The organism is Clostridium hydrogenum (genome assembly GCF_021432385.1).
Lineage (GTDB): Bacteria > Bacillota > Clostridia > Clostridiales > Clostridiaceae > Clostridium_S > Clostridium_S hydrogenum.
Window position 1 is genome coordinate 1 of the sequence record NZ_JAEACT010000004.1, and the last position, 18,348, is coordinate 18,348.

General features: G+C 30.4%; 17 protein-coding genes, 1 riboswitch and 1 other annotated feature. Of the genes, 8 read left to right on the plus strand and 9 right to left on the minus strand.

Going from position 1 to position 18,348, the window contains the following annotated elements; genetic code table 11:
* Positions 1-54: 54 nt before the first annotated feature.
* The 3 genes from CUEA01_RS18425 to CUEA01_RS18435 form a co-directional block, all read right to left on the minus strand.
* The gene (locus CUEA01_RS18425; protein WP_234123391.1) at positions 55-681 is read right to left on the minus strand and encodes a class I SAM-dependent methyltransferase; all 627 of its coding nucleotides are present in this window, start codon (positions 679-681) and stop codon (positions 55-57) included.
* 68 nt (positions 682-749) lie between these two features.
* Positions 750-999 (minus strand) — a binding site (T-box leader).
* Positions 1,000-1,098: 99 nt separating this feature from the next.
* Positions 1,099-2,250, minus strand: coding sequence for a tRNA uracil 4-sulfurtransferase ThiI (gene thiI, locus CUEA01_RS18430; protein ID WP_234123392.1), 1,152 nt, complete (start codon positions 2,248-2,250; stop codon positions 1,099-1,101).
* Positions 2,247-3,383: a cysteine desulfurase family protein gene (locus CUEA01_RS18435; RefSeq protein ID WP_268906360.1), complete on the minus strand. Its 1,137-nt coding sequence runs from the start codon at positions 3,381-3,383 to the stop codon at positions 2,247-2,249. The genes thiI and CUEA01_RS18435 overlap by 4 nt, the downstream gene beginning before the upstream one ends.
* 278 nt (positions 3,384-3,661) lie before the next feature.
* Here CUEA01_RS18435 and CUEA01_RS18440 point away from each other — a divergent pair, with 278 nt between their 5' ends.
* Genes CUEA01_RS18440 through CUEA01_RS18460 form a run of 5 tightly spaced genes read left to right on the plus strand, consistent with a single transcriptional unit; the run spans position 3,662 to position 9,373 of the window.
* The gene (locus CUEA01_RS18440; protein ID WP_234123393.1) at positions 3,662-4,834 is read left to right on the plus strand and encodes an ABC transporter substrate-binding protein; all 1,173 of its coding nucleotides are present in this window, start codon (positions 3,662-3,664) and stop codon (positions 4,832-4,834) included.
* A 24-nt stretch (positions 4,835-4,858) separates the two neighbouring features.
* Entirely contained in the window at positions 4,859-6,670 is a 1,812-nt protein-coding gene (locus CUEA01_RS18445; RefSeq protein WP_234123394.1) for an ABC transporter permease, read from the plus strand.
* Positions 6,657-7,745, plus strand: coding sequence for an ABC transporter ATP-binding protein (locus CUEA01_RS18450; protein ID WP_234123395.1), 1,089 nt, complete (start codon positions 6,657-6,659; stop codon positions 7,743-7,745). The genes CUEA01_RS18445 and CUEA01_RS18450 overlap by 14 nt, the downstream gene beginning before the upstream one ends.
* Before the next feature lie 20 nt (positions 7,746-7,765).
* The gene (locus CUEA01_RS18455) at positions 7,766-8,521 is read left to right on the plus strand and encodes a PHP domain-containing protein (protein ID WP_234123396.1); all 756 of its coding nucleotides are present in this window, start codon (positions 7,766-7,768) and stop codon (positions 8,519-8,521) included.
* A gap of 12 nt (positions 8,522-8,533) precedes the next feature.
* The gene (locus CUEA01_RS18460; protein WP_234123397.1) at positions 8,534-9,373 is read left to right on the plus strand and encodes a MurR/RpiR family transcriptional regulator; all 840 of its coding nucleotides are present in this window, start codon (positions 8,534-8,536) and stop codon (positions 9,371-9,373) included.
* Positions 9,374-9,635: 262 nt separating this feature from the next.
* Here CUEA01_RS18460 and CUEA01_RS18465 read toward each other — a convergent pair whose 3' ends face one another.
* Positions 9,636-10,790 (minus strand): pyridoxal phosphate-dependent aminotransferase, encoded by a 1,155-nt coding sequence (locus CUEA01_RS18465; protein ID WP_234123398.1) that lies wholly within the window; start codon positions 10,788-10,790, stop codon positions 9,636-9,638.
* A gap of 79 nt (positions 10,791-10,869) precedes the next feature.
* Positions 10,870-10,975: riboswitch (SAM riboswitch) on the minus strand.
* A gap of 125 nt (positions 10,976-11,100) precedes the next feature.
* A complete protein-coding gene (locus CUEA01_RS18470; RefSeq protein WP_234123399.1) occupies positions 11,101-11,379 on the minus strand; it encodes a hypothetical protein in 279 nt (92 codons plus the stop codon).
* Positions 11,380-11,782: 403 nt separating this feature from the next.
* Between CUEA01_RS18470 and CUEA01_RS18475 the strand changes: the two genes are divergently transcribed.
* Positions 11,783-11,959 (plus strand): small, acid-soluble spore protein, alpha/beta type, encoded by a 177-nt coding sequence (locus tag CUEA01_RS18475; RefSeq protein ID WP_234123400.1) that lies wholly within the window; start codon positions 11,783-11,785, stop codon positions 11,957-11,959.
* A 126-nt stretch (positions 11,960-12,085) separates the two neighbouring features.
* Positions 12,086-12,238, plus strand: a complete 153-nt coding sequence (locus CUEA01_RS18480; protein ID WP_234123401.1) for a hypothetical protein — start codon at positions 12,086-12,088, stop codon at positions 12,236-12,238.
* An 83-nt stretch (positions 12,239-12,321) separates the two neighbouring features.
* Here CUEA01_RS18480 and CUEA01_RS18485 read toward each other — a convergent pair whose 3' ends face one another.
* On the minus strand, positions 12,322-13,209 hold the full coding sequence (locus tag CUEA01_RS18485) for a LysR family transcriptional regulator (protein WP_234123402.1): 888 nt from the start codon (positions 13,207-13,209) through the stop codon (positions 12,322-12,324).
* A 315-nt stretch (positions 13,210-13,524) separates the two neighbouring features.
* On the opposite strand from CUEA01_RS18485, the gene CUEA01_RS18490 reads away from it, so the two are divergent.
* A complete protein-coding gene (locus tag CUEA01_RS18490; protein ID WP_234123403.1) occupies positions 13,525-15,471 on the plus strand; it encodes an oxidoreductase in 1,947 nt (648 codons plus the stop codon).
* A gap of 245 nt (positions 15,472-15,716) precedes the next feature.
* On the opposite strand, the gene CUEA01_RS18495 is transcribed toward CUEA01_RS18490, so the two are convergent.
* Genes CUEA01_RS18495 through CUEA01_RS18505 form a run of 3 tightly spaced genes read right to left on the minus strand, consistent with a single transcriptional unit; the run spans position 15,717 to position 18,338 of the window.
* The gene (locus CUEA01_RS18495; RefSeq protein WP_234123404.1) at positions 15,717-16,343 is read right to left on the minus strand and encodes a hypothetical protein; all 627 of its coding nucleotides are present in this window, start codon (positions 16,341-16,343) and stop codon (positions 15,717-15,719) included.
* A complete protein-coding gene (locus CUEA01_RS18500) occupies positions 16,318-17,472 on the minus strand; it encodes an ABC transporter permease (RefSeq protein ID WP_234123405.1) in 1,155 nt (384 codons plus the stop codon). The genes CUEA01_RS18495 and CUEA01_RS18500 overlap by 26 nt, the downstream gene beginning before the upstream one ends.
* A gap of 5 nt (positions 17,473-17,477) precedes the next feature.
* Positions 17,478-18,338: an ABC transporter ATP-binding protein gene (locus tag CUEA01_RS18505; RefSeq protein WP_234123406.1), complete on the minus strand. Its 861-nt coding sequence runs from the start codon at positions 18,336-18,338 to the stop codon at positions 17,478-17,480.
* Positions 18,339-18,348: the final 10 nt, after the last annotated feature.

Here is an 18,348-nt window from a genome sequence, read left to right on the forward strand (position 1 = left end):
ATCTCCTCCATTTTAATATTATTCTTATTGACTTACTAGGTTTTTATTTATAATTTAATTCTTTTTTCCAACTGCTATAAAAATTCCTGTAGTTGTGCATTCTCCCTTGCTTGAATACCCTGTGCATTTAAGTCCTGTGCTTTCTACATTTATCTCTTCAAATTTTACTTTTGTCATAGCCTTTTCAATTTGATCATGGGAAAATCCAAGCCAAACATCATGCATTTCCTCTTTAGCCCAATTTCCGTTATGCTGCTCAACATCCGAAATAACTAAACTTCCTCCCTTCTTTAATATTCTGTACATGTCTTTAATTGCTTTTTCTATATCTACAATATGATGGAGTGCCATATTAATAAAAACTGCATCAACACTTTCATCATAAAGTGGTAAATCGTACATATCTCCTTTTATTTCATATATATTTTTAATTTGTTTATTGAAAGCTGAATTTCTTAATTCTTTAAGCATATTATTTGAACTATCTATAGAAAATACTATGTCTGCTTTTTCTGAAAGACCAAGTGATATAAATCCTGTTCCACAGCCTAAGTCTGCACATACTTTTCCTTCTACATCTGCCTTAGAAATAACCTTTGATCTTAATTCATCTTCAAAATACTCCTTTCTTATTCTATTCCAATCATGAGCAATTTCATTAAAGTATGCTACTGTATTCATAATTAAACACTTCCTTTTTTTTATTTAGCTATTTTTTATATAAAAAACTCCTACCTCTATAAATAAATTATAGAGACAGGAGTTTACTCTGCGGTTCCACTCTAATACTAGCAATAATACAATATTGCTCTCAATTAGGTACAAATAATACCTTTACGCTTTATCGGGCGTACCCGCCGTAATTTACTCAAGCTAATCTCTTTCAACACGGTGCTCAAAGGTGCATTCAATTAATTCTCACTAAAAATCCCTTTCAGCCTTGAGGATTTATCTCTGTTAGCTCAAATTTAATTTACTATTCCTTATCATTGCTTAAACTTTATTTATATATTATTACCTTATGCCTTAATCCAATTTCTTGTGCATGTTTTGTTTTATAGATATACCATTTTGAGTTTCACAATAGTATATTCTTTATTAATGTCCTATACGAATTATCTCCATATTTTTGACTGCTTCATCAATAAGCTTTTCCTTATCAAGAACACTTTCAGATTTCCTTATAACTTCTAAAACTGGTTTTGTCTTAGGATGCTTAGGTACAAATATAGTACAACAATCTTCATATGGGAGTATCGAAGTATCATAAGTGCCTATTTTTCTTGATATATCCATAATATCTATTTTATCCATAGCAATAAGTGGTCTGAAGGCCGGTCTATCAGCGCAATCATCACTTACAACAAGTCCCTGCATAGTTTGGCTTGCAACCTGTCCTATACTTTCTCCTGTAGCAACCGAATGAATTTCATTATCTTTTGCTATTCTGCAGGAAACACTCATCATAAATCTTCTCATTATTATAGTGAGTTCATCTTCTCTACATTTTTCTATTATCTGCATCTGTATATCAGTAAACGGAACAACGTATAAAGTAGTTCTACCTGTATACTCTGTTAATATTTCAGCTAACTTTTTAACTTTATCCTTTGCTCTTTCACTAGTATATGGAGGACTGTGGAAGTAAACACATTCAACTTCAACTCCCCTTCTTGCCATCATGTATCCAGCAACTGGAGAATCTATTCCCCCTGAAAGCATTAAAAGAGTTTTTCCATTGGTACCATATGGCATTCCATTTAATCCCTTTATAACTTTTGAATACACATAAGTATCATTTCTTAAATCTAAATGAACTGTACATTGTGGCTTATGTATGTCAACCGAAATATCCGGTAAATTCTCTAGAACATAAGCTCCAACTTCTCTACTTACTTCCATTGAATTTTTAGGGAAGCTTTTATTTGCTCTGTTAGTCTCTATTTTAAAGGTTGCTGCTCCACTTTCTTTAACTTCTAAAAGTGATTGCTTCTTTATTTCCTCATAATCTGATTTAATTTGAGTAACTAAACATATTTCAGATACTCCAAATACTTTCTTTAATCTTTCTACTGCTTCATCTATGTCGTTACTTTCTAAAAACCATCTTCCTGAATCCTCAACGAAAGTAAATTCTACACCTCTTAGTGCTCTTTTAATATTATCTCTTAATTTTTTTTCGAATTTGCTCTTATTTAATCCTTTTAGAAAAATTTCAGAGGCATATTTAATCATTATAAGCCTTTTCATTTTTTAATTCTCCTTAAAAAAACAAGTATTTTCTCTATATTTTCTATTGTATAATCTATTTCCTCGAAGGTATTTTTAGGTGAAAAACTAAATCTAATTGCACCTTCCATATCACATTCTTTAACTCCAATTGCCTGAAGTACATGGCTTATATGCTTTCTTTTAGAAGAACAGGCTGAACCTGTAGAAACATATATTTCTTTATCCTCAAGTGCGTGTACAAGAACCTCTCCACGAACTCCTTCGAAGGATACATTTACAACATGCGGCAGGAAGTCATCTCCAGTTCCACTGTTTATTATTATTTTATCTATCTTTGACACTTTATTAAGGAAATATTCCTTCAAAGCTTTTACCTTGTTATAGTTATCTTCCATATTTTCATGTATCTTTTCAGCTGCAAAAGCAAAGGCACACATAGCAGGAAGGTTTTCTGTACCTCCTCTAAAGCCAAATTCTTGACCACCACCAGCAATAAGTGGTTCTGGGTTAAGACCTTTTCTAACATATGCAAAACCTATTCCTCTAGGTCCGTATATTTTATGTGCACTTGCAGAAAGCAAATCTATACCCATTTTACTTGGATTTATTTTTAATTTTCCATAACTTTGTACTGCATCTACATGAAACTTAGCTCTTGCACTTTTAGACTTTATTACTGAACTTATTTTCTTTAAATCTTGAATAACTCCTGTTTCATTGTTTACATGCATAATGCTTACAAGAACAGTATCCTTTGTTATACTGTTTTCAAGCTGATCTAATTTTATTTTGCCATTGCTATCCACATCTATATAAGTAACTTTTACTCCAAACCTTTCAAGCTGTGCAAAAGAATTTAATACACTTGGATGTTCAATCTTTGAAGTTATTATATGTAATCCTGGTTTTACAAAACCTTTTATTAAAAAATTATTACTTTCACTTCCACCTGATGTAAATATAATTTCTTCAGCTTCTGCCTTTATAGTAGCTGCTATAGTTTTTCTTGCTTCAATTAATTTATCTTCTGCCCTTTTACCTAAAGAATGCAGTGATGATGGATTTCCATAGTAATTATAGAAAACATCCCTCATTATTTCTGAAACTTCTTTAAGAGGCTCTGTTGTTGCGCTGTTATCAAAATAAACCAAAGATGAGACCCCTCTTTCTTATAAATCATATTGGTTTTATATGTTTTAGTCATATTATCACAATAAATATAAATCAATATTAGTCAGATGTCAACTTGTTTTTACTGCAAGAAGTTGTTTTTTACACAAAAACTTATTTTTGAAATTTTTTTATCATAAATCATAAAAATAATATTTTTTTACCAAAAGCAAACCTTAGCTTAACATTTAGTTAATATTGTGCCTGTATATTTTTAGTTGAAATGGTTTATCTATAAAAGTGCAAAGGGGATTTATTAATGAAAAGAAAATTTTTATCACACAAAAAATTAACCTTATTATCTTCTCTATTAATTCTTAGTTCCATAATTTCAGGTTGCAGCAATTCAAGCACAAATACCTCTAAAAACATAAATTTAAAAAGCATTCTCGCAAAAAACGAATCAACCGATGAATTATATAAAGCAGCCAAAAAAGAAGGCAAGGTTGTAATTTACTCAACTTCTGGGCGTGCAAAGGATGCAAAAAAATCCTTTGAGAAAAAATATCCTGGAATAAAAGTAGAAGTAAGCGTCCTTAAATCAGATGAACTTATGAATAAAGTTACAAAAGAGCAGGATGCTTCTATGTTTAATGCTGATGTTATTATTACAAAAGAAGTAAGCGGTGCTGTGAAAAACCAAATGGTAGATAAGGGCAGATATTTGCGTTACCTTCCATCAGATATAGCTGCTAACGTAGACGAACCTTTTAAAACACAGTCCGAGGGCTATGCTAGCTATTTAGAATTTAGAACCTTATTTTATAATACAGATGATTTTAAAGAAGCTCCAGTAAAAAACTGGTGGGATCTTACAACTCCCGAATGGAAGGGAAAAGTTTATACCGCAGACCCTTTAAGCAATCCAGCATTTATGGACTTATTTAGTACTATGGTAATTAACAGCGACGATATGGCAAAAGCATACAAAGAAAAATTCGGAAAAGATATAGTTCTTCATGGTACTGAAAACGCAGGTTATGAATTTATAAAGGAATTGTACAATAACGGTCTTGTCGTACTTAAAGGCAGCGATGATGCACTTGATGCTATAAATAAAAAAGGAAAAAATGCAGTTGCCATAGCTGTATCCGGTGATATGAGTAAAATAGAAGAAAAAAGCTGGCACGTATCGCCTATATATGATATACAACCAAAAACTTCAGTTCCCGATCCTGGTTATGTTTTTGTTGCTAAAAATGCACCTCACTCAAGCGCAGCAATGTTATATTTACGCTGGATAATGGGAGAAACCGATGGAAAAGCAAAAGGTGTTGATGCCTTTAATGCAGTTGGAGCCTGGATACCACGAAAGGATGTAAAATCAAAGAACCCTCTTAACTATAGCGATCTTAATCTTTGGAATTTTGATGGAGATAAGCTTTATAAAACATCACCTAAGGTAAGGGACTTTTGGATAGGCTTAAAATAAAAATTTATGTTGGAGTGATAGGCTTTGAAAGTAAAACTAAAAAACACAGCTAAAAACTTTTTTACAAATCCTATTAATATAGTGATTTTAATTTCCTTAATATTTTTAGCTTATACTATACTAATTCCTTTAGCTCAAATAATAGCAAGCACCTTTACTTGGAGTGACACTGACTTACGTTTATCATCGGATGCCATTACAGGCAAATTTACACTTTACCACTGGTTTAGAATTTTATCTAGCAGCATAAGTAACTCCTTGTTTTATAAGCCCTTTTTCAATTCAATTTCTGTTGGTATATCAGTAGCAATTCTATCAATGGTTATTGGCTCAACCTTAGCTTGGCTTATGGTTAGGACTAACATACGCTTTAAAAAGGCAATAGGTTTTTTAGCAATAATTCCTTATTTATTGCCGTCTTGGGCAACTTCTTTAGCCTGGCTAAGTATTTTTAAAAATCAAAAAATCGGAGGCACTAGCGGTATTTTTCAATGGCTTTTTAATATAAATCCTCCTGATTGGATTTCCTATGGTTTTGTTCCAATAGTCGCTTCGCTAAGTATTCATGATAGTATATACTTTTATTTAATAATTTCTGTTGCTCTTGCTTCCATGAGCAGTTCTCTTGAAGAAGCAGGCACAATCTGTGGCGCAAATAAATTTACTGTGCTAAGAAAAATTGTTCTTCCTATAATATTACCATCTATACTATCTGGCTTTATACTTATTTTTACTAGAGCAATTAGTTCTTACGGAGTTCCCGCTATTCTGGGTACTCCCGTAAAATTCCAAACTATAGCAACTATGCTCTACAGCAGTGTACGTTCTCAAATGACTTCTGACGCCAACGTTTTAAGTTTAATCTTGATTATTGTATCTGTATTCACACTTTTTATTAATCAAAAGCTAATTGGCAAAAGAAAAAGTTTTGTAACTGTAACAGGTAAAAGTTCAAGAAATACAATAATTGACCTTGGAAAAATGAAAAATGTTGTAACAATGCTTCTACTTTGCTTTTTTTCTCTTGTTTCAATCATCCCTCTAATATTAATATTCTTGCAGACGCTTTTGCTTAAAGATGGTGTTTATAGTTTAAAAAATCTTACCCTTCATTATTGGATTGGTGAGGGCAGTGCCAATATTAACACAGGTGAGCCCGGTATTTTTAAAAATGATACCTTTTTTCTAGGCTTAAAAAATTCTCTAACTATTTCACTTACTGCTGCAATTATAACTGCGCTTATAGGTCTAGTACTTGGTTATATTATTTCCACTAGCAAGGGCAAAAAAATTTCAAAGGCTATGGAACAAATTTCATTTTTGCCATATTTGATACCTGGAATATCTTTGTCTACAATTTATATTACAATGTTTGCAAAACCTACACTTGGACTTCCAGCATTATATGGAACTACTTCTATAATAGTATTAATTATTGTAGTAAAAGAACTTCCTTTTACAATGAAAATAAGTACTAGTTCCATGCTGCAAATAGGTAATGAATTAGAAGAAGCAGCCAAACTAAGCGGTTCTTCCTGGCTTAGTCGTTTTAAAAATATAATAATTCCACTAAATAAGAAATCTTTATTCTCCAGTTTTTTACTGGTATTTATAGGTTCAATAAAACAGCTGGAGCTTATAATTATTTTAATAACCCCAAGTACAGAAACACTTACGACTTTGACCTTTTCTTATGCCGAAAAAGGATATACGCAGTTAACGGATGCAACTCTTATACTAACCATTTTCATTATATTTTGCGTTTATTTTATTTCCTTTATATTTGGGAGAATAGATTTTGCGAAAGGAATAGGAGGCAACAATGAGCCTAATTGAATTAAAAAATATTAATAAATATTACAATAGAAACCATATATTACATGATATAAATCTAAGCATTGAAGAAGGCGAATTTATGACACTGCTCGGTCCATCAGGCTGTGGAAAAACAACAACTCTGAGGCTTATTGCTGGTCTTGAAAAACCTGAAGGTGGAATTGCAACTATTGATGGAATTGAAGTTGACAATGCATTAAATAATTTCCACTTAGATTCATCAAAAAGAAACTTAAGTATGGTATTTCAAAATTATGCCCTGTGGCCACACATGACAGTTTATGAAAATACAGCCTTTGGCCTAAAGATGAAAAAAATTAATAAAAAAGAAATTAAAGGCTTAGTTGAAAAAGCACTAAAAAAGCTGCAAATTCTTGATTTATCTGATAGATATCCAAATGAATTATCTGGAGGGCAACAGCAGCGAGTGGCCCTTGCCAGAGCCATAGTTACAAACCCTAAAATACTTCTTTTGGATGAACCTTTATCAAACTTAGATGCAAAGCTTCGCATTGAAATGAGAAATGAATTAAAAAAATTACACCAAGAATTAAATACAACAATAATATGTGTTACTCACGATCAAGTGGAAGCAATGACTTTATCCACAAAAATTGCTGTATTCGATGCAGGAGCTATAGCACAAGTTAGCACTCCCAAAACTTTATATAATAAACCTAAAAATTTAAAAGTTGCACAATTTATTGGAAACTCTTCTCTCAATATGCTTGAAGGAACTTATGAAGCTTTAGCCTCTGGTGCTATAATAAAAACATCCTTTACAGCTTTTAATTTTGAGACTTCAAAAATTTCTTGCACAGATATAATTATAACTATAAGGTCAGAGGATATAGCGGTTTTAAAAGAAGAAACTCCAAACACTATATCCGGTACAGTGACTTCTGTCTTTCCAGAGGGTGCTCAAACCCAGCTTCAAGTAAAGATTGGCTGCGAAACTTTAAATATACTTACTCAAAGCAAAGAGGATTACTCTGTTAATTCTATTATTTTTATGAATTTTAATTATAGAAATATAAACATATATGATAAATCAACTGGAAACTTATTAAATTAATTATAGTTAGGAGACTAAAAATGACAATAGATTTTCATTTACACGTTAAGTTATCTAAAAAATCAAGCTTTTCAATGGAGAATTTCAATAATATCATAGAAGAAGCTAAAGAAAATGGCATGACTGCAATTACTATAACGGAGCATTTTAACACACTTAATTTCGATGATGTCTATGATACTTTAGAAAAAACATATGCCTATAAAAATGATTATTTTGAAGTCAATGGCATAAAAGCCTTTACAGGTATGGAAGTTGATATAGCCGAAAATGGACATGTGCTAGTTATCGGTAATCTTAAAAAGGTTAGAAAAATACGAAAAATTTTAAGTTCACATGAAACTTCAAATTGTTTTATAGCCTTAGAGACTTTATTAAAATTATGCTCAGAAAATTCTATGCTTGTTATAGGTTCTCATCCCTTCAGAAATGATCATCCACTTTACAAGATTCAAGATGAATTATTATGTAAATTTGATGCTTTTGATTTAAATGGTAAGGACTTATTCACCTATGGAATAGAAGAAATGAAAGAAAAGGTTATGAATATGGGTAAACAATACGGCGTTCCAGTAGTAACTGGCAGTGATACTCATCAATATTTGCAGTTAGGATGTGTTATGACTGCGTTTGAAAAAGATTGTACTACTGTTAAAGAAATCAAAGAGGAAATTGCAAAAGGAAACTATAAAATAGTTATTTCTCCCTGCTTAAAAACTAAAGTCAAAGCAGCCACAATTATAAAAAAATTGTTAAAGGAAAAACTTAAGGTTTAAGGAGATAATTTTATGATAGATCTAAATTTTTCTACAAAAAAATTTACACCAAATCACGAGAAAATAGCCAATTATATAATGAAAGAAATAGACAAAATTCCATTCATGGTTGAAAGTGATTTAGCAAAAGCCTGTAATGTAAGCATATCCACAGTATCACGCTTTTGGGAAACTATTGAATTTAAAAACTTTAAACAATTTAAACAATTTTTAATGCAAGAAAACACCTTTTCCCCTGCTGAAAAACTTAAATCTGCTTTTAATAAACTTGAAGCTGAAAATGTTTCAAATAATATACTCTCAGGTACTGCTTTTTTAAAGGAAACTGCTGATAATATAGACAACGTAAAATTTAATGAGATGATACAAATTTTAAATAGCTGCAATACAATCCACATATATGGTTATGGTCCTTCTGTATGTCTAGTTTCTCTTTTGGAATTTAGACTTAAGAGATTTGACTTTAATATAAATGTTCTTACACAAAGCGGTCATGAATTGTTTGAAGATTTAATTCATATAAAAAAAGATGATGTAATATTCATATTTGGCTTTGTCTATGAATCTCCAGAAATAAAAGTTCTACTTGACCTTGCAGACAAACTTCAATGTAAGACAATTTTAATTTCTGATTTATTAATTAGTCCAATGCTAGAAAAAGCTACTTTTAGTTTTTACACCTCAAGAGGTGAACTTTGGGAATTTCACTCTATGCTTGCACCACTAGCTCTTGTTGAGAACATAATAGTTTCCGTTGGAAAAAAGCGTGAGAAAAAATCACTTGATAAGCTTAATGAACTTTATAAGCTTAGGCATGAATATGAAAAAATATTGCCTAAAGTAATAAAATAAGGCGATATAAAATGGCTATGACACAAAGATTATTTAACACGCAACTTAAAATTATTGCTAACCTTTTTTCAGAGTACAAAGTACAGTAAAATGATGATTTTCTTCCGCTTTGCTACAGAAAATCTTATAACTTATTTTTGATTGCTTACGCAATCGCGTCACTACTGTTGTCAGCAAAGCTGACAACAGTTAAGTTTAAGATTTACCTAACGCAAGGAAAGGTAAATCATCCTTCATTGTACTTTGTACTTTGTACTTTGATTTAGTTCCTTCGCAATTTTTTTAATCTCTTTATTGCCTCTATTAAAGTTTCGTCTTTTTTGGCAAAATGAAATCTTATATAATTATTTACATCTTCTTTAAAAAAGCTTGAACCTGGAACAGCTGCAACACCTATTTCTTTTGCAAGCCATTCACAAAACTTGCAGTCATCTTTTTCTCCAAATTCAGATATATCAACTAAAACATAATAGGCTCCTTGTGGCTCAAAATATTTTAATCCCGCTTCATCAAGCCCGTTTAAAAACAATTGCTTTTTATGGGTATAAAGTTCTATCAAACTGTCATAATATTTTTCATCAAATTCAAGCCCTGCCAATGCTGCCTTTTGAAGTGGTGCAGCTGCTCCAACGGTTAAAAAATCGTGTACTTTTTTACAATTATCTATTATCTTTTTATCAGCTATAATATATCCAAGCCTCCACCCTGTTATTGAATAAGTTTTAGACAAGGAACTACAAGATATTGTTCTATCAAGCATTCCAGGAAGTGATGCAATATAAATATGTTCATATGGCTTATATACAATGTGTTCATACACTTCATCGGTTATTACATAAGCATCATATTTAATAGCAAGTTCACTTATATACAATAGTTCTTCCTTTGTAAATACCTTACCAACTGGATTTGATGGATTGCATAATATTAAAGCTTTAGGTTTTTGTTCAAATGCTTTTCTTAAAACTTCCTTATCAAAATTAAATTTGGGTGGTAATAATGGAACATATATAGGTTCAGCACCTGAAAGTACTGCATCTGCTCCATAATTTTCATAGAAGGGTGAAAAAACTATAACCTTATCACCTTTATTACAAACAGACATCATCGCAGCCATCATCGCTTCTGTACTTCCACAGGTTACAACTATGTTTTCCTCTGGATTGATTTTAAATCCCATATACTTACTTTGCTTTTCTGCTAGTTTTTCTCTAAACTCTTTAGACCCCCAAGTTATTTCATATTGATGTGGTCCATGGATCGCTGCTTCTTTTAAAGCATCTGTTATCTCTGTAGGCGGATCCCAATCCGGAAATCCTTGTGAAAGATTAATTGCTCCATACTTGTTAGCTACTCTAGTCATTTTCCTTATTACTGACTCAGTAATAAAATCCAATCTGTTACTTAACTCTGGCATTGTTATCACTCCTTATAAATAAAAAAAACTGTCTTCCCCAAGAAAAACAGCTTTTAATAATACTCAAACAGTCGCTCTTCTCTTATCTTCCAAATTAACTTTGCAGGAATTAACACCATGCATTAAAATAAAATGCTGGTTGTCGGGTTTCACAGGGCCAGTCCCTCCACCTCTCTTGATAAGAAGTATATCTACTATTTATTTTTTCCTATAATACAAATATGAATTATAGTTTTATATAAACATTATATCACAAATTAAATATATGTACTCTATATTTTTATAATTATGCTTGTACAAACATTTAATCCTATTTTTTAATTTCTGTATAATCAACATCTACAACATCTTGTTTTTCAAAATCAAATACATCATCATCCTTTGAAACTTCAGAAACATTTGATTTTTCATTATTTACAAATTTATTATTCTTTTTACTTTCAAATAATTTTGATAACTTTACTATTCCCCAAATTGCAACTCCCATTATAAGTATTATAGGAAGTAATTTAATAAAGAAAGCTATTGCCAAAAAAGCAATTATCAAAACACCTATTGTTCCAAAAACACCTTTATCTGAAAAACTCATTTCAATCACTCCTCTTATTTATAAAAATATCTCTAAATTTCTTTTAACTTTAGATTTATTATAGCACACCTTCTTTATAAATGGTATATAATATCACTTATGAAAGTATTAATAATCTGTTAATACTCTTACTGCATATTTAAATTAATTGGGGTAAAACTAAAAAGCATAATACGGATAAACTTTTTAATTTTATAGCTTTATTATAATTCCTTACATTTAACTTAACAATACATTACTGAGTAGGTACAGCAGAGTACAAAGCACAATTAAGGTACACCTTACTATTACGTAAATAATAAAAAATAAGTTATAAGATTTTCTTAAGTGAAACGAAAGAAAATCATCCTTCACTCTACTCTTTACTCTCTACTCTCTACTCTGAAGAAAGGAGGTGTTTTATTTGGCACATAAAAATAATAAAAATAGTAAATCAAACAAAAAGGCAGGTGAAAAAACTAAAGGCGAACTTAATAAAATGAAATTTGAAACTGCAAATGATGTTGGCTATTCAAATGCTTCCAAAAAACTTGGCAATAATGAAGCTAGAGAACGTGAAATAAGAGATCCTAGAAGTTAAAAAATTATATTATGTATATTTAAATTAGTTTTGGTTAAAATAAAAACCGTACTAGAAATAATATACATAACGTTCCTTACTTCTAGTATAAAAATATATAAATTATTAATACGGAGGTCTTTTTTAATGTCTCGCAAAGATAGAAATAGTACTACAAATCAAAAAGCTAAAGGAGAAACTAGTAAAGTAAGCGAAGAGTTCGCTGATGAAGTTAGTTTTTCAGGCACCCAAAAAAAATCTAAAACAAATAAAGCTAAAAGCCATAACACAAAGAGATAATTAAACTAAATTTGAAAGACATTAGGCATCCTCAAAAAATAAATTATCCACCAAATAATTTATTTTTTTGAAGATGCCTTAAACTAATTTAAATTAAGAGATAATGTTTCAACAAAATTTTTTATTGACGAATTATTCTCATTTTTTCTCCAAGCTGCAATAACATCAAAGGAATATTGAGTTCCTTCAAAGGGTATAAAGCATATATTGTTATTTCTACTAGCTTGGAACATTTCAGGTATAATTGCAATTCCCTGGTCAGCTTCAGCCATTAGTAATGCAGAATATATACATTCATACTTAAAAACCTTGTTTTTTTGGAAATCTTCTGAGTTTAAAATGGTATTTGTAAAGATTCCATACCCATTAAAAATTTCATTAGAAGGTAGCAAAATTTTTTCTGAGGTTAAATCATGACTAGAAATATTTTTTCGCTTTGACAATGGATTGCTTTTACATACCGCTGCGCAAAGAGTATCCCTGTATAATGGGTAGGTATCACACCAAGATAGCATATCTTTATCTAAATTAAGTGTAAGAATTAAATCTACATCTTTATTTTTAAGTTGCCTAGGCAAAGTTTCGTATAATCCAGCAATTAAGGATAATTTAGTATTAGGAAAATTTCTTTTAAATAAATGTACAGATGGTACAAGTATATTTTTGGTATGCTCATATAAATAACCTATTTTCAATTCTTTTTCAAAGCTGTTTATTGACATTTTTACTTTCTTCATGCCTTCATCATATCTATTTACAATTTCTGTGGCTTCAATTAAAAATAATTTTCCCACATCAGTTAATTCAACCTTGTGATAGTTTCTTCTTAATAAAGCTGTACCTACTTCCTGCTCTAACGAAATAATATGTTTGCTTAAAACAGACTGGGTAATATAGAGTTGTTTAGCCGTTTCACTAAAATTTAAATTCTTAGAAAGTATAATAAATTCACGCAATATATCAATTCGCATTTTATAACTCCTTTCTATAAAATAGATGTCATTAAAAAACAAACAGATAATATAGGAAAGCAATATAAATTCACTCTTATATCATTTTTGTTATCGCAAATAATACTTTTTATGACCTTTTATGACACAAGATTAACATATTATTATACCAAAGTAAAGAAGTGCGATTCATTTTTGGAATAACTTATTACTTTTTTTGAATTTAAAAACATTTTTATTATCTGCTACAATTATATCGTGATTGAGAAAAAATTAACTATGTATTCGTTTAAATTTTTAACTTAAATCAAGTATAAAAGCCAAGGAGGAATTACTATGAATTTAAAATATCCAAATCTTTGTAAACCTATTACTCTAGGAAATGTTACTTTTAAAAATAGAATGTTCTCTGCACCTATTTCTCTGCAAGAATTATCACCAGAATTAACTTTAAACCAAGAAAATATTGCTTTCTTTGAATTACGTGCAAAGGGTGGAGCAGCAAATTGTACTATTGGTGTATCTAATGTACTTGATTCTGGTCGTGGACATACCAAAGAACTCGCTTTAGATAATCCTTTAATATTGCCATCTTTAACTCATGTTGCTCGTACAATTAAACGTCATGGCTGTGTTCCTAATATTGAGTTAACACATGCTGGTAAATATGCTGGTGTTCCTAATTTAGAAAATCCATATCCTAAAAATAAGGCATATGGTCCAATATATGAAATGGTTAATGGAACTATTGTTCATCAGATGGACGAAGGTATGATTTTAGATTTAGTAGATGCTTTTGCTAAAGGTGCTTCCCTAATAAAAAAAGCAGGCTTCGAAATGCTTATGGTCCATGGTGGTCATGGATGGTTAATAAGCCAATTTCTTTCTCCTACTAACAATCGTGAAGATAAATATGGCGGCAGCCTAGAAAATAGATTACGTTTCCCTATAATGGTGCTAAAAGCTCTTAGAGAAGCTGTTGGACCTGGATTCCCAATAGAATTTAGAATGAATGGTCTTGATTATTTTGATGGTGGTTATGGTTTAGACGAAGCTGTTGAAATCGCAAAGCACCTTCAAGATTATGTAGATATGCTTCATATTAGTGTTGGAAATCAAGAAGTTCAGGAAACTTTTGTACGTACACATCCTGACATGTTCTATCCACATGGACTTAATGTTGAACTAGCAGCAGAAATTAAAAAGAACGTACACGTTCCAGTTGCTGTTGTAGGTGCTATTTCTGATCCTGAAAAAGCAGAAGAAATTATTGCTTCTGGAAAAGCAGATGTAGTTGAAATGGCTCGTGCGCTTATAGTTGATCCTTTCTTCCCAACTAAAGTTAAAGAAGGTCGTGATGAAGATATTAGAAAATGTATGCGCTGTCATGTATGCTTTGATACCATCATTAATACAAGAGATACAGCCTGTGCTTTAAATCCAGTAATTGGAGAAGAAGAATTATACTTTTCACCACCAGCACCACCAGCTAAATTAAAGAAAGTATTAATTGCCGGAGGCGGCCCTGGTGGTATGCAAGCAGCACTTACTGCCGCAGAAAGAGGTCATAATGTAATACTTTGCGAAGCTAGTGATAAATTGGGTGGACAAATACTTTGTGAAGCTCATGTTGATTTTAAGAAAAACTATTATGGTTTTTCTAAGTGGCTTATTCGCCAACTAAAAAAACATAATAATGTTGAAATCCGCTTAAATACAAAAGTAGATACAAAACTTGTTGAAGATATAAAACCAGATTCTCTAATCTGCGCTATAGGTGCTTATCCTATAGTACCAAGGATTCCTGGAATTGATGATGAAAGAGTAGTATACTGCGATGAACTTGCAAAAGATAGTCCTAAAATAGGTAATAAAGTTGTTATTATTGGAGCAGGACTTGTAGGATCAGAATCAGCAATTCATTTCAAACGTGAGAATAAAGAAGTAACACTTATAGAAGCTAGAAATGATTTTGCAATAGATGCAAATCCGTTCCATAAGATGGGATTAACTAGAGAATTACACGAAGGTGTCGATGTAAGGGTCAGTACTTCTGTAAAAGCTATAACCAAAGAAGGTGTTGTAGCAGTTGATAAGGATGGCAACGAGCTCGTTTTCCCAGCTGATACAATTTTATGTGCAGTTGGTATGAGATCTCGTTCTAATGAAGTCCAAGCATTGAGTGATACTGTACTTGATTTCCGTGCAATTGGCGATTGTGTTCGCCCTGGAAAAGCAATGACTGCAGTTCATCATGGTCATTATGCTGCATTAGACCTATAATTCGTCTTTGAACAATTTATATAGTTTTTAAACAAATTAGCTATTTAGGCATCTAAAAAAAATAATAAGTCCAAATTGAGAGCTAGTTTTGTGTAAGACGAGGAGGTATAACTCGTTAATACTGGTTGTCTTAGCGTGCTATGCTAACGAAGTATTACGCAAAACTAGCCGAAAGTTGGGCTTTTTATTTTCTTTAAGATGCCTTATTTCTCATAAATCTTATAGGAAATAAATAGCTTATTTTATTAAAATTTCTTTTTTAAATATAGAACATTTGCAACCAACAACACAATACTTATAATTAAAAAAATTAATTTGCGTTCATAATGATTATTTATTAATGTAAATAGATATAATTTGCCTAATAATTTTTCTCCACCAAAAAAATTTATAATATATATAAATATAGAGCAGCATAACCCTAATATGTTATTTTTAAATATTGTAGAAACAGTCATTTCAATAGTACCTAAAAATAATGCTGTGATAAAAGCACCTACTAGAAAATAAATAATTCTTATTTGTGCTTGTTCATATTTAACATAAGCTAGTATCAAACCAAACAGCAATACATTAGTAAAAATCATTATACCTACTCTAATTATAACTATTTTAAACTGACTAATTGGCTTAATATAACAAATTTCCTGAATTCTATTCTCTTCTTCAATCATTATAAGTCCATTAAATATAAAAATACCAACAACTGATAAATACATTTCACAAAAGCTACTTACATAAGAAGCATTTTGCATTTTAAAATCAAAAAATAATTTGCTAAGCAATACATAAATCAAACTAATTCCAATTGGCACTCTTAATAATTTAATATTACATTTAACAATTTTATAGTAATTGCTTAAAGCTTCCATTTACATTTCCTCTCTTTTTATCAAATATATATATTGACATAACAATTAAAAATATAGATATTATCACAAAAAATATTCTATTAATTATTATACTTGGAAGCCACTTAATATAATTGTCATATCCTCCAAGCTGATTAAAACGAATAAAAATTTTAAATAATCGGTAATCTCCAACACTTGGCATTATACTTATAAACCAGCAAATTAATTGAATAGCCACGGCTATAATCCTTTTTTCTGTTATAGTTGATATAAATAGTCCAATGGATAAACATAATAATATGGTTGGACATATCCAAAATATCGTATACTTAAAAAACGATGACGATTCATATATATAATTATTTTTTCTACAAATAAAATAATAAAAAATAGTACAATGTGCAGCTAAAATCATAAATACAATAAATATTTGAAAAAATAATGCTGTAAACTTTGATAGTATGTACTCCAAGGAGGAAATACTTTTGGTATATACTATTTCATAAATTTGATTTGCTTTTTCTCTTAAAATAAAAAAAGCAGCTAAAAATATAGGAAAAATCCCAGCTACTATCCCCATACAATCAGCAAAATATCTTCCAACAGCATTTGTAATATGATCTTTTTTTAATATATCATTCCACTCATTCATAGATTCTTTATAGCTATCTTTAGCATTTAATAAAAGATAGCTATTTTTTGAAGCTAGCTCAGTGTTTCCGCCCAATTTCACGTCAACTTTTTCTCCAATTAATAATACCTCATTTAATGCATTTTCCTTTGATATTTTCTTATCATTTAGCTCTTTAAGAACTTTATTAATATCCTTAATACTATTATCTACATACTGTTTTTCATCTCCCGTGATACTTTGGCTAGTATTTAAAACAAATCCTATCTTCAATACATTTTCTCGTGAAGTTATTCCCTGTAATTCTTCTAAAATAATATTAATAATTTTTCTTTCGTCCTTAATTGTATACGCAATATATGTTCTTTGATCACCTTGCTTTGGTTTATAGCTTTCGTTAATGCTTTTTGGTGCTACCTGCATAATATAAAATATTACAGTTACAGCTATAAAAAAATAGTATATTGGGTTTTTTAAATAATATTTGCATTCTTTCTTAAATAAATCAAAAAACATATTTATCACCCCTTGATTAACTGCATATATGCATCTTCCATGGTTGGTTTAACAGTTACTGCTTCTTCCATAGGCTTTTTTTCTGATAATATTCTTACTTTAACATTTTCTTTATCATATATAGATGAAATTAAAGTATACTTTTTCTTTACTTCTTCAAATTTATTATTTTTAAATTCTATGGACCATATCTTACCCTCTGCCTTTTTTATAAGTGAACTTGCATTACCCAAATAAATGACTTGTCCTTTATTTAATATTGCTATATTCTCACAAGTATACTCAATATCCTCAACAATATGTGTTGACAATATAACTATTTTATCCTTTGAAAAGTCACTTAGTAAATTCCTTAATCTAATTCGTTCTTCTGGATCTAACCCTGCAGTAGGTTCATCTACAATTAATACTTTTGGATTGTTAAGCATTGCCTGTGCTATCCCAAGTCTCCTTTTCATTCCACCTGATAGAGATTTACATCTTTTATCTTTTTGTTCTAAAAGATTTACTTTTTCCAACAATTCTTTTACTTTTTCAATCCTGTTTTTTCTATTTTTAATACCACTTAAAATTGCTAAATAATCCATACACTCCGTAACAGTCATTTCTGGATAAAAAGAAAATTCCTGCGGCAAATATCCTATAATTTTTCTAACTTCTTTTTTTTGTCTTACATCTATCCCATTTATCTCAACCTTCCCACTGGTTTGCGGAATCAATGTAGTTAATATTCTAATTAATGTGGTTTTACCAGCTCCATTAGGTCCCAATAGACCGAACATACCATTTTTAATTTCTAAATTAATTCCTTTTAAAACATTAACATCCTTATACTTTTTAAATAAATTATCTATTTTAATTTCCATAATTGTTCTC

Bases quoted from the DNA above. Each gene is read 5' to 3' on its own strand.
- CUEA01_RS18450 (WP_234123395.1), top strand. From the start codon at position 6,657: ATGAGCCTAATTGAATTAAAAAATATTAATAAATATTACAATAGAAAC.
- CUEA01_RS18485 (WP_234123402.1), bottom strand. From the start codon at position 13,209: ATGCGAATTGATATATTGCGTGAATTTATTATACTTTCTAAGAATTTA.
- CUEA01_RS18465 (WP_234123398.1), bottom strand. From the start codon at position 10,790: ATGCCAGAGTTAAGTAACAGATTGGATTTTATTACTGAGTCAGTAATA.
- CUEA01_RS18505 (WP_234123406.1), bottom strand. From the start codon at position 18,338: ATGGAAATTAAAATAGATAATTTATTTAAAAAGTATAAGGATGTTAAT.
- CUEA01_RS18470 (WP_234123399.1), bottom strand. From the start codon at position 11,379: ATGAGTTTTTCAGATAAAGGTGTTTTTGGAACAATAGGTGTTTTGATA.
- CUEA01_RS18500 (WP_234123405.1), bottom strand. From the start codon at position 17,472: ATGTTTTTTGATTTATTTAAGAAAGAATGCAAATATTATTTAAAAAAC.
- CUEA01_RS18460 (WP_234123397.1), top strand. From the start codon at position 8,534: ATGATAGATCTAAATTTTTCTACAAAAAAATTTACACCAAATCACGAG.
- CUEA01_RS18490 (WP_234123403.1), top strand. From the start codon at position 13,525: ATGAATTTAAAATATCCAAATCTTTGTAAACCTATTACTCTAGGAAAT.
- CUEA01_RS18455 (WP_234123396.1), top strand. From the start codon at position 7,766: ATGACAATAGATTTTCATTTACACGTTAAGTTATCTAAAAAATCAAGC.
- CUEA01_RS18495 (WP_234123404.1), bottom strand. From the start codon at position 16,343: ATGGAAGCTTTAAGCAATTACTATAAAATTGTTAAATGTAATATTAAA.
- CUEA01_RS18440 (WP_234123393.1), top strand. From the start codon at position 3,662: ATGAAAAGAAAATTTTTATCACACAAAAAATTAACCTTATTATCTTCT.
- CUEA01_RS18425 (WP_234123391.1), bottom strand. From the start codon at position 681: ATGAATACAGTAGCATACTTTAATGAAATTGCTCATGATTGGAATAGA.
- CUEA01_RS18480 (WP_234123401.1), top strand. From the start codon at position 12,086: ATGTCTCGCAAAGATAGAAATAGTACTACAAATCAAAAAGCTAAAGGA.
- thiI (WP_234123392.1), bottom strand. From the start codon at position 2,250: ATGAAAAGGCTTATAATGATTAAATATGCCTCTGAAATTTTTCTAAAA.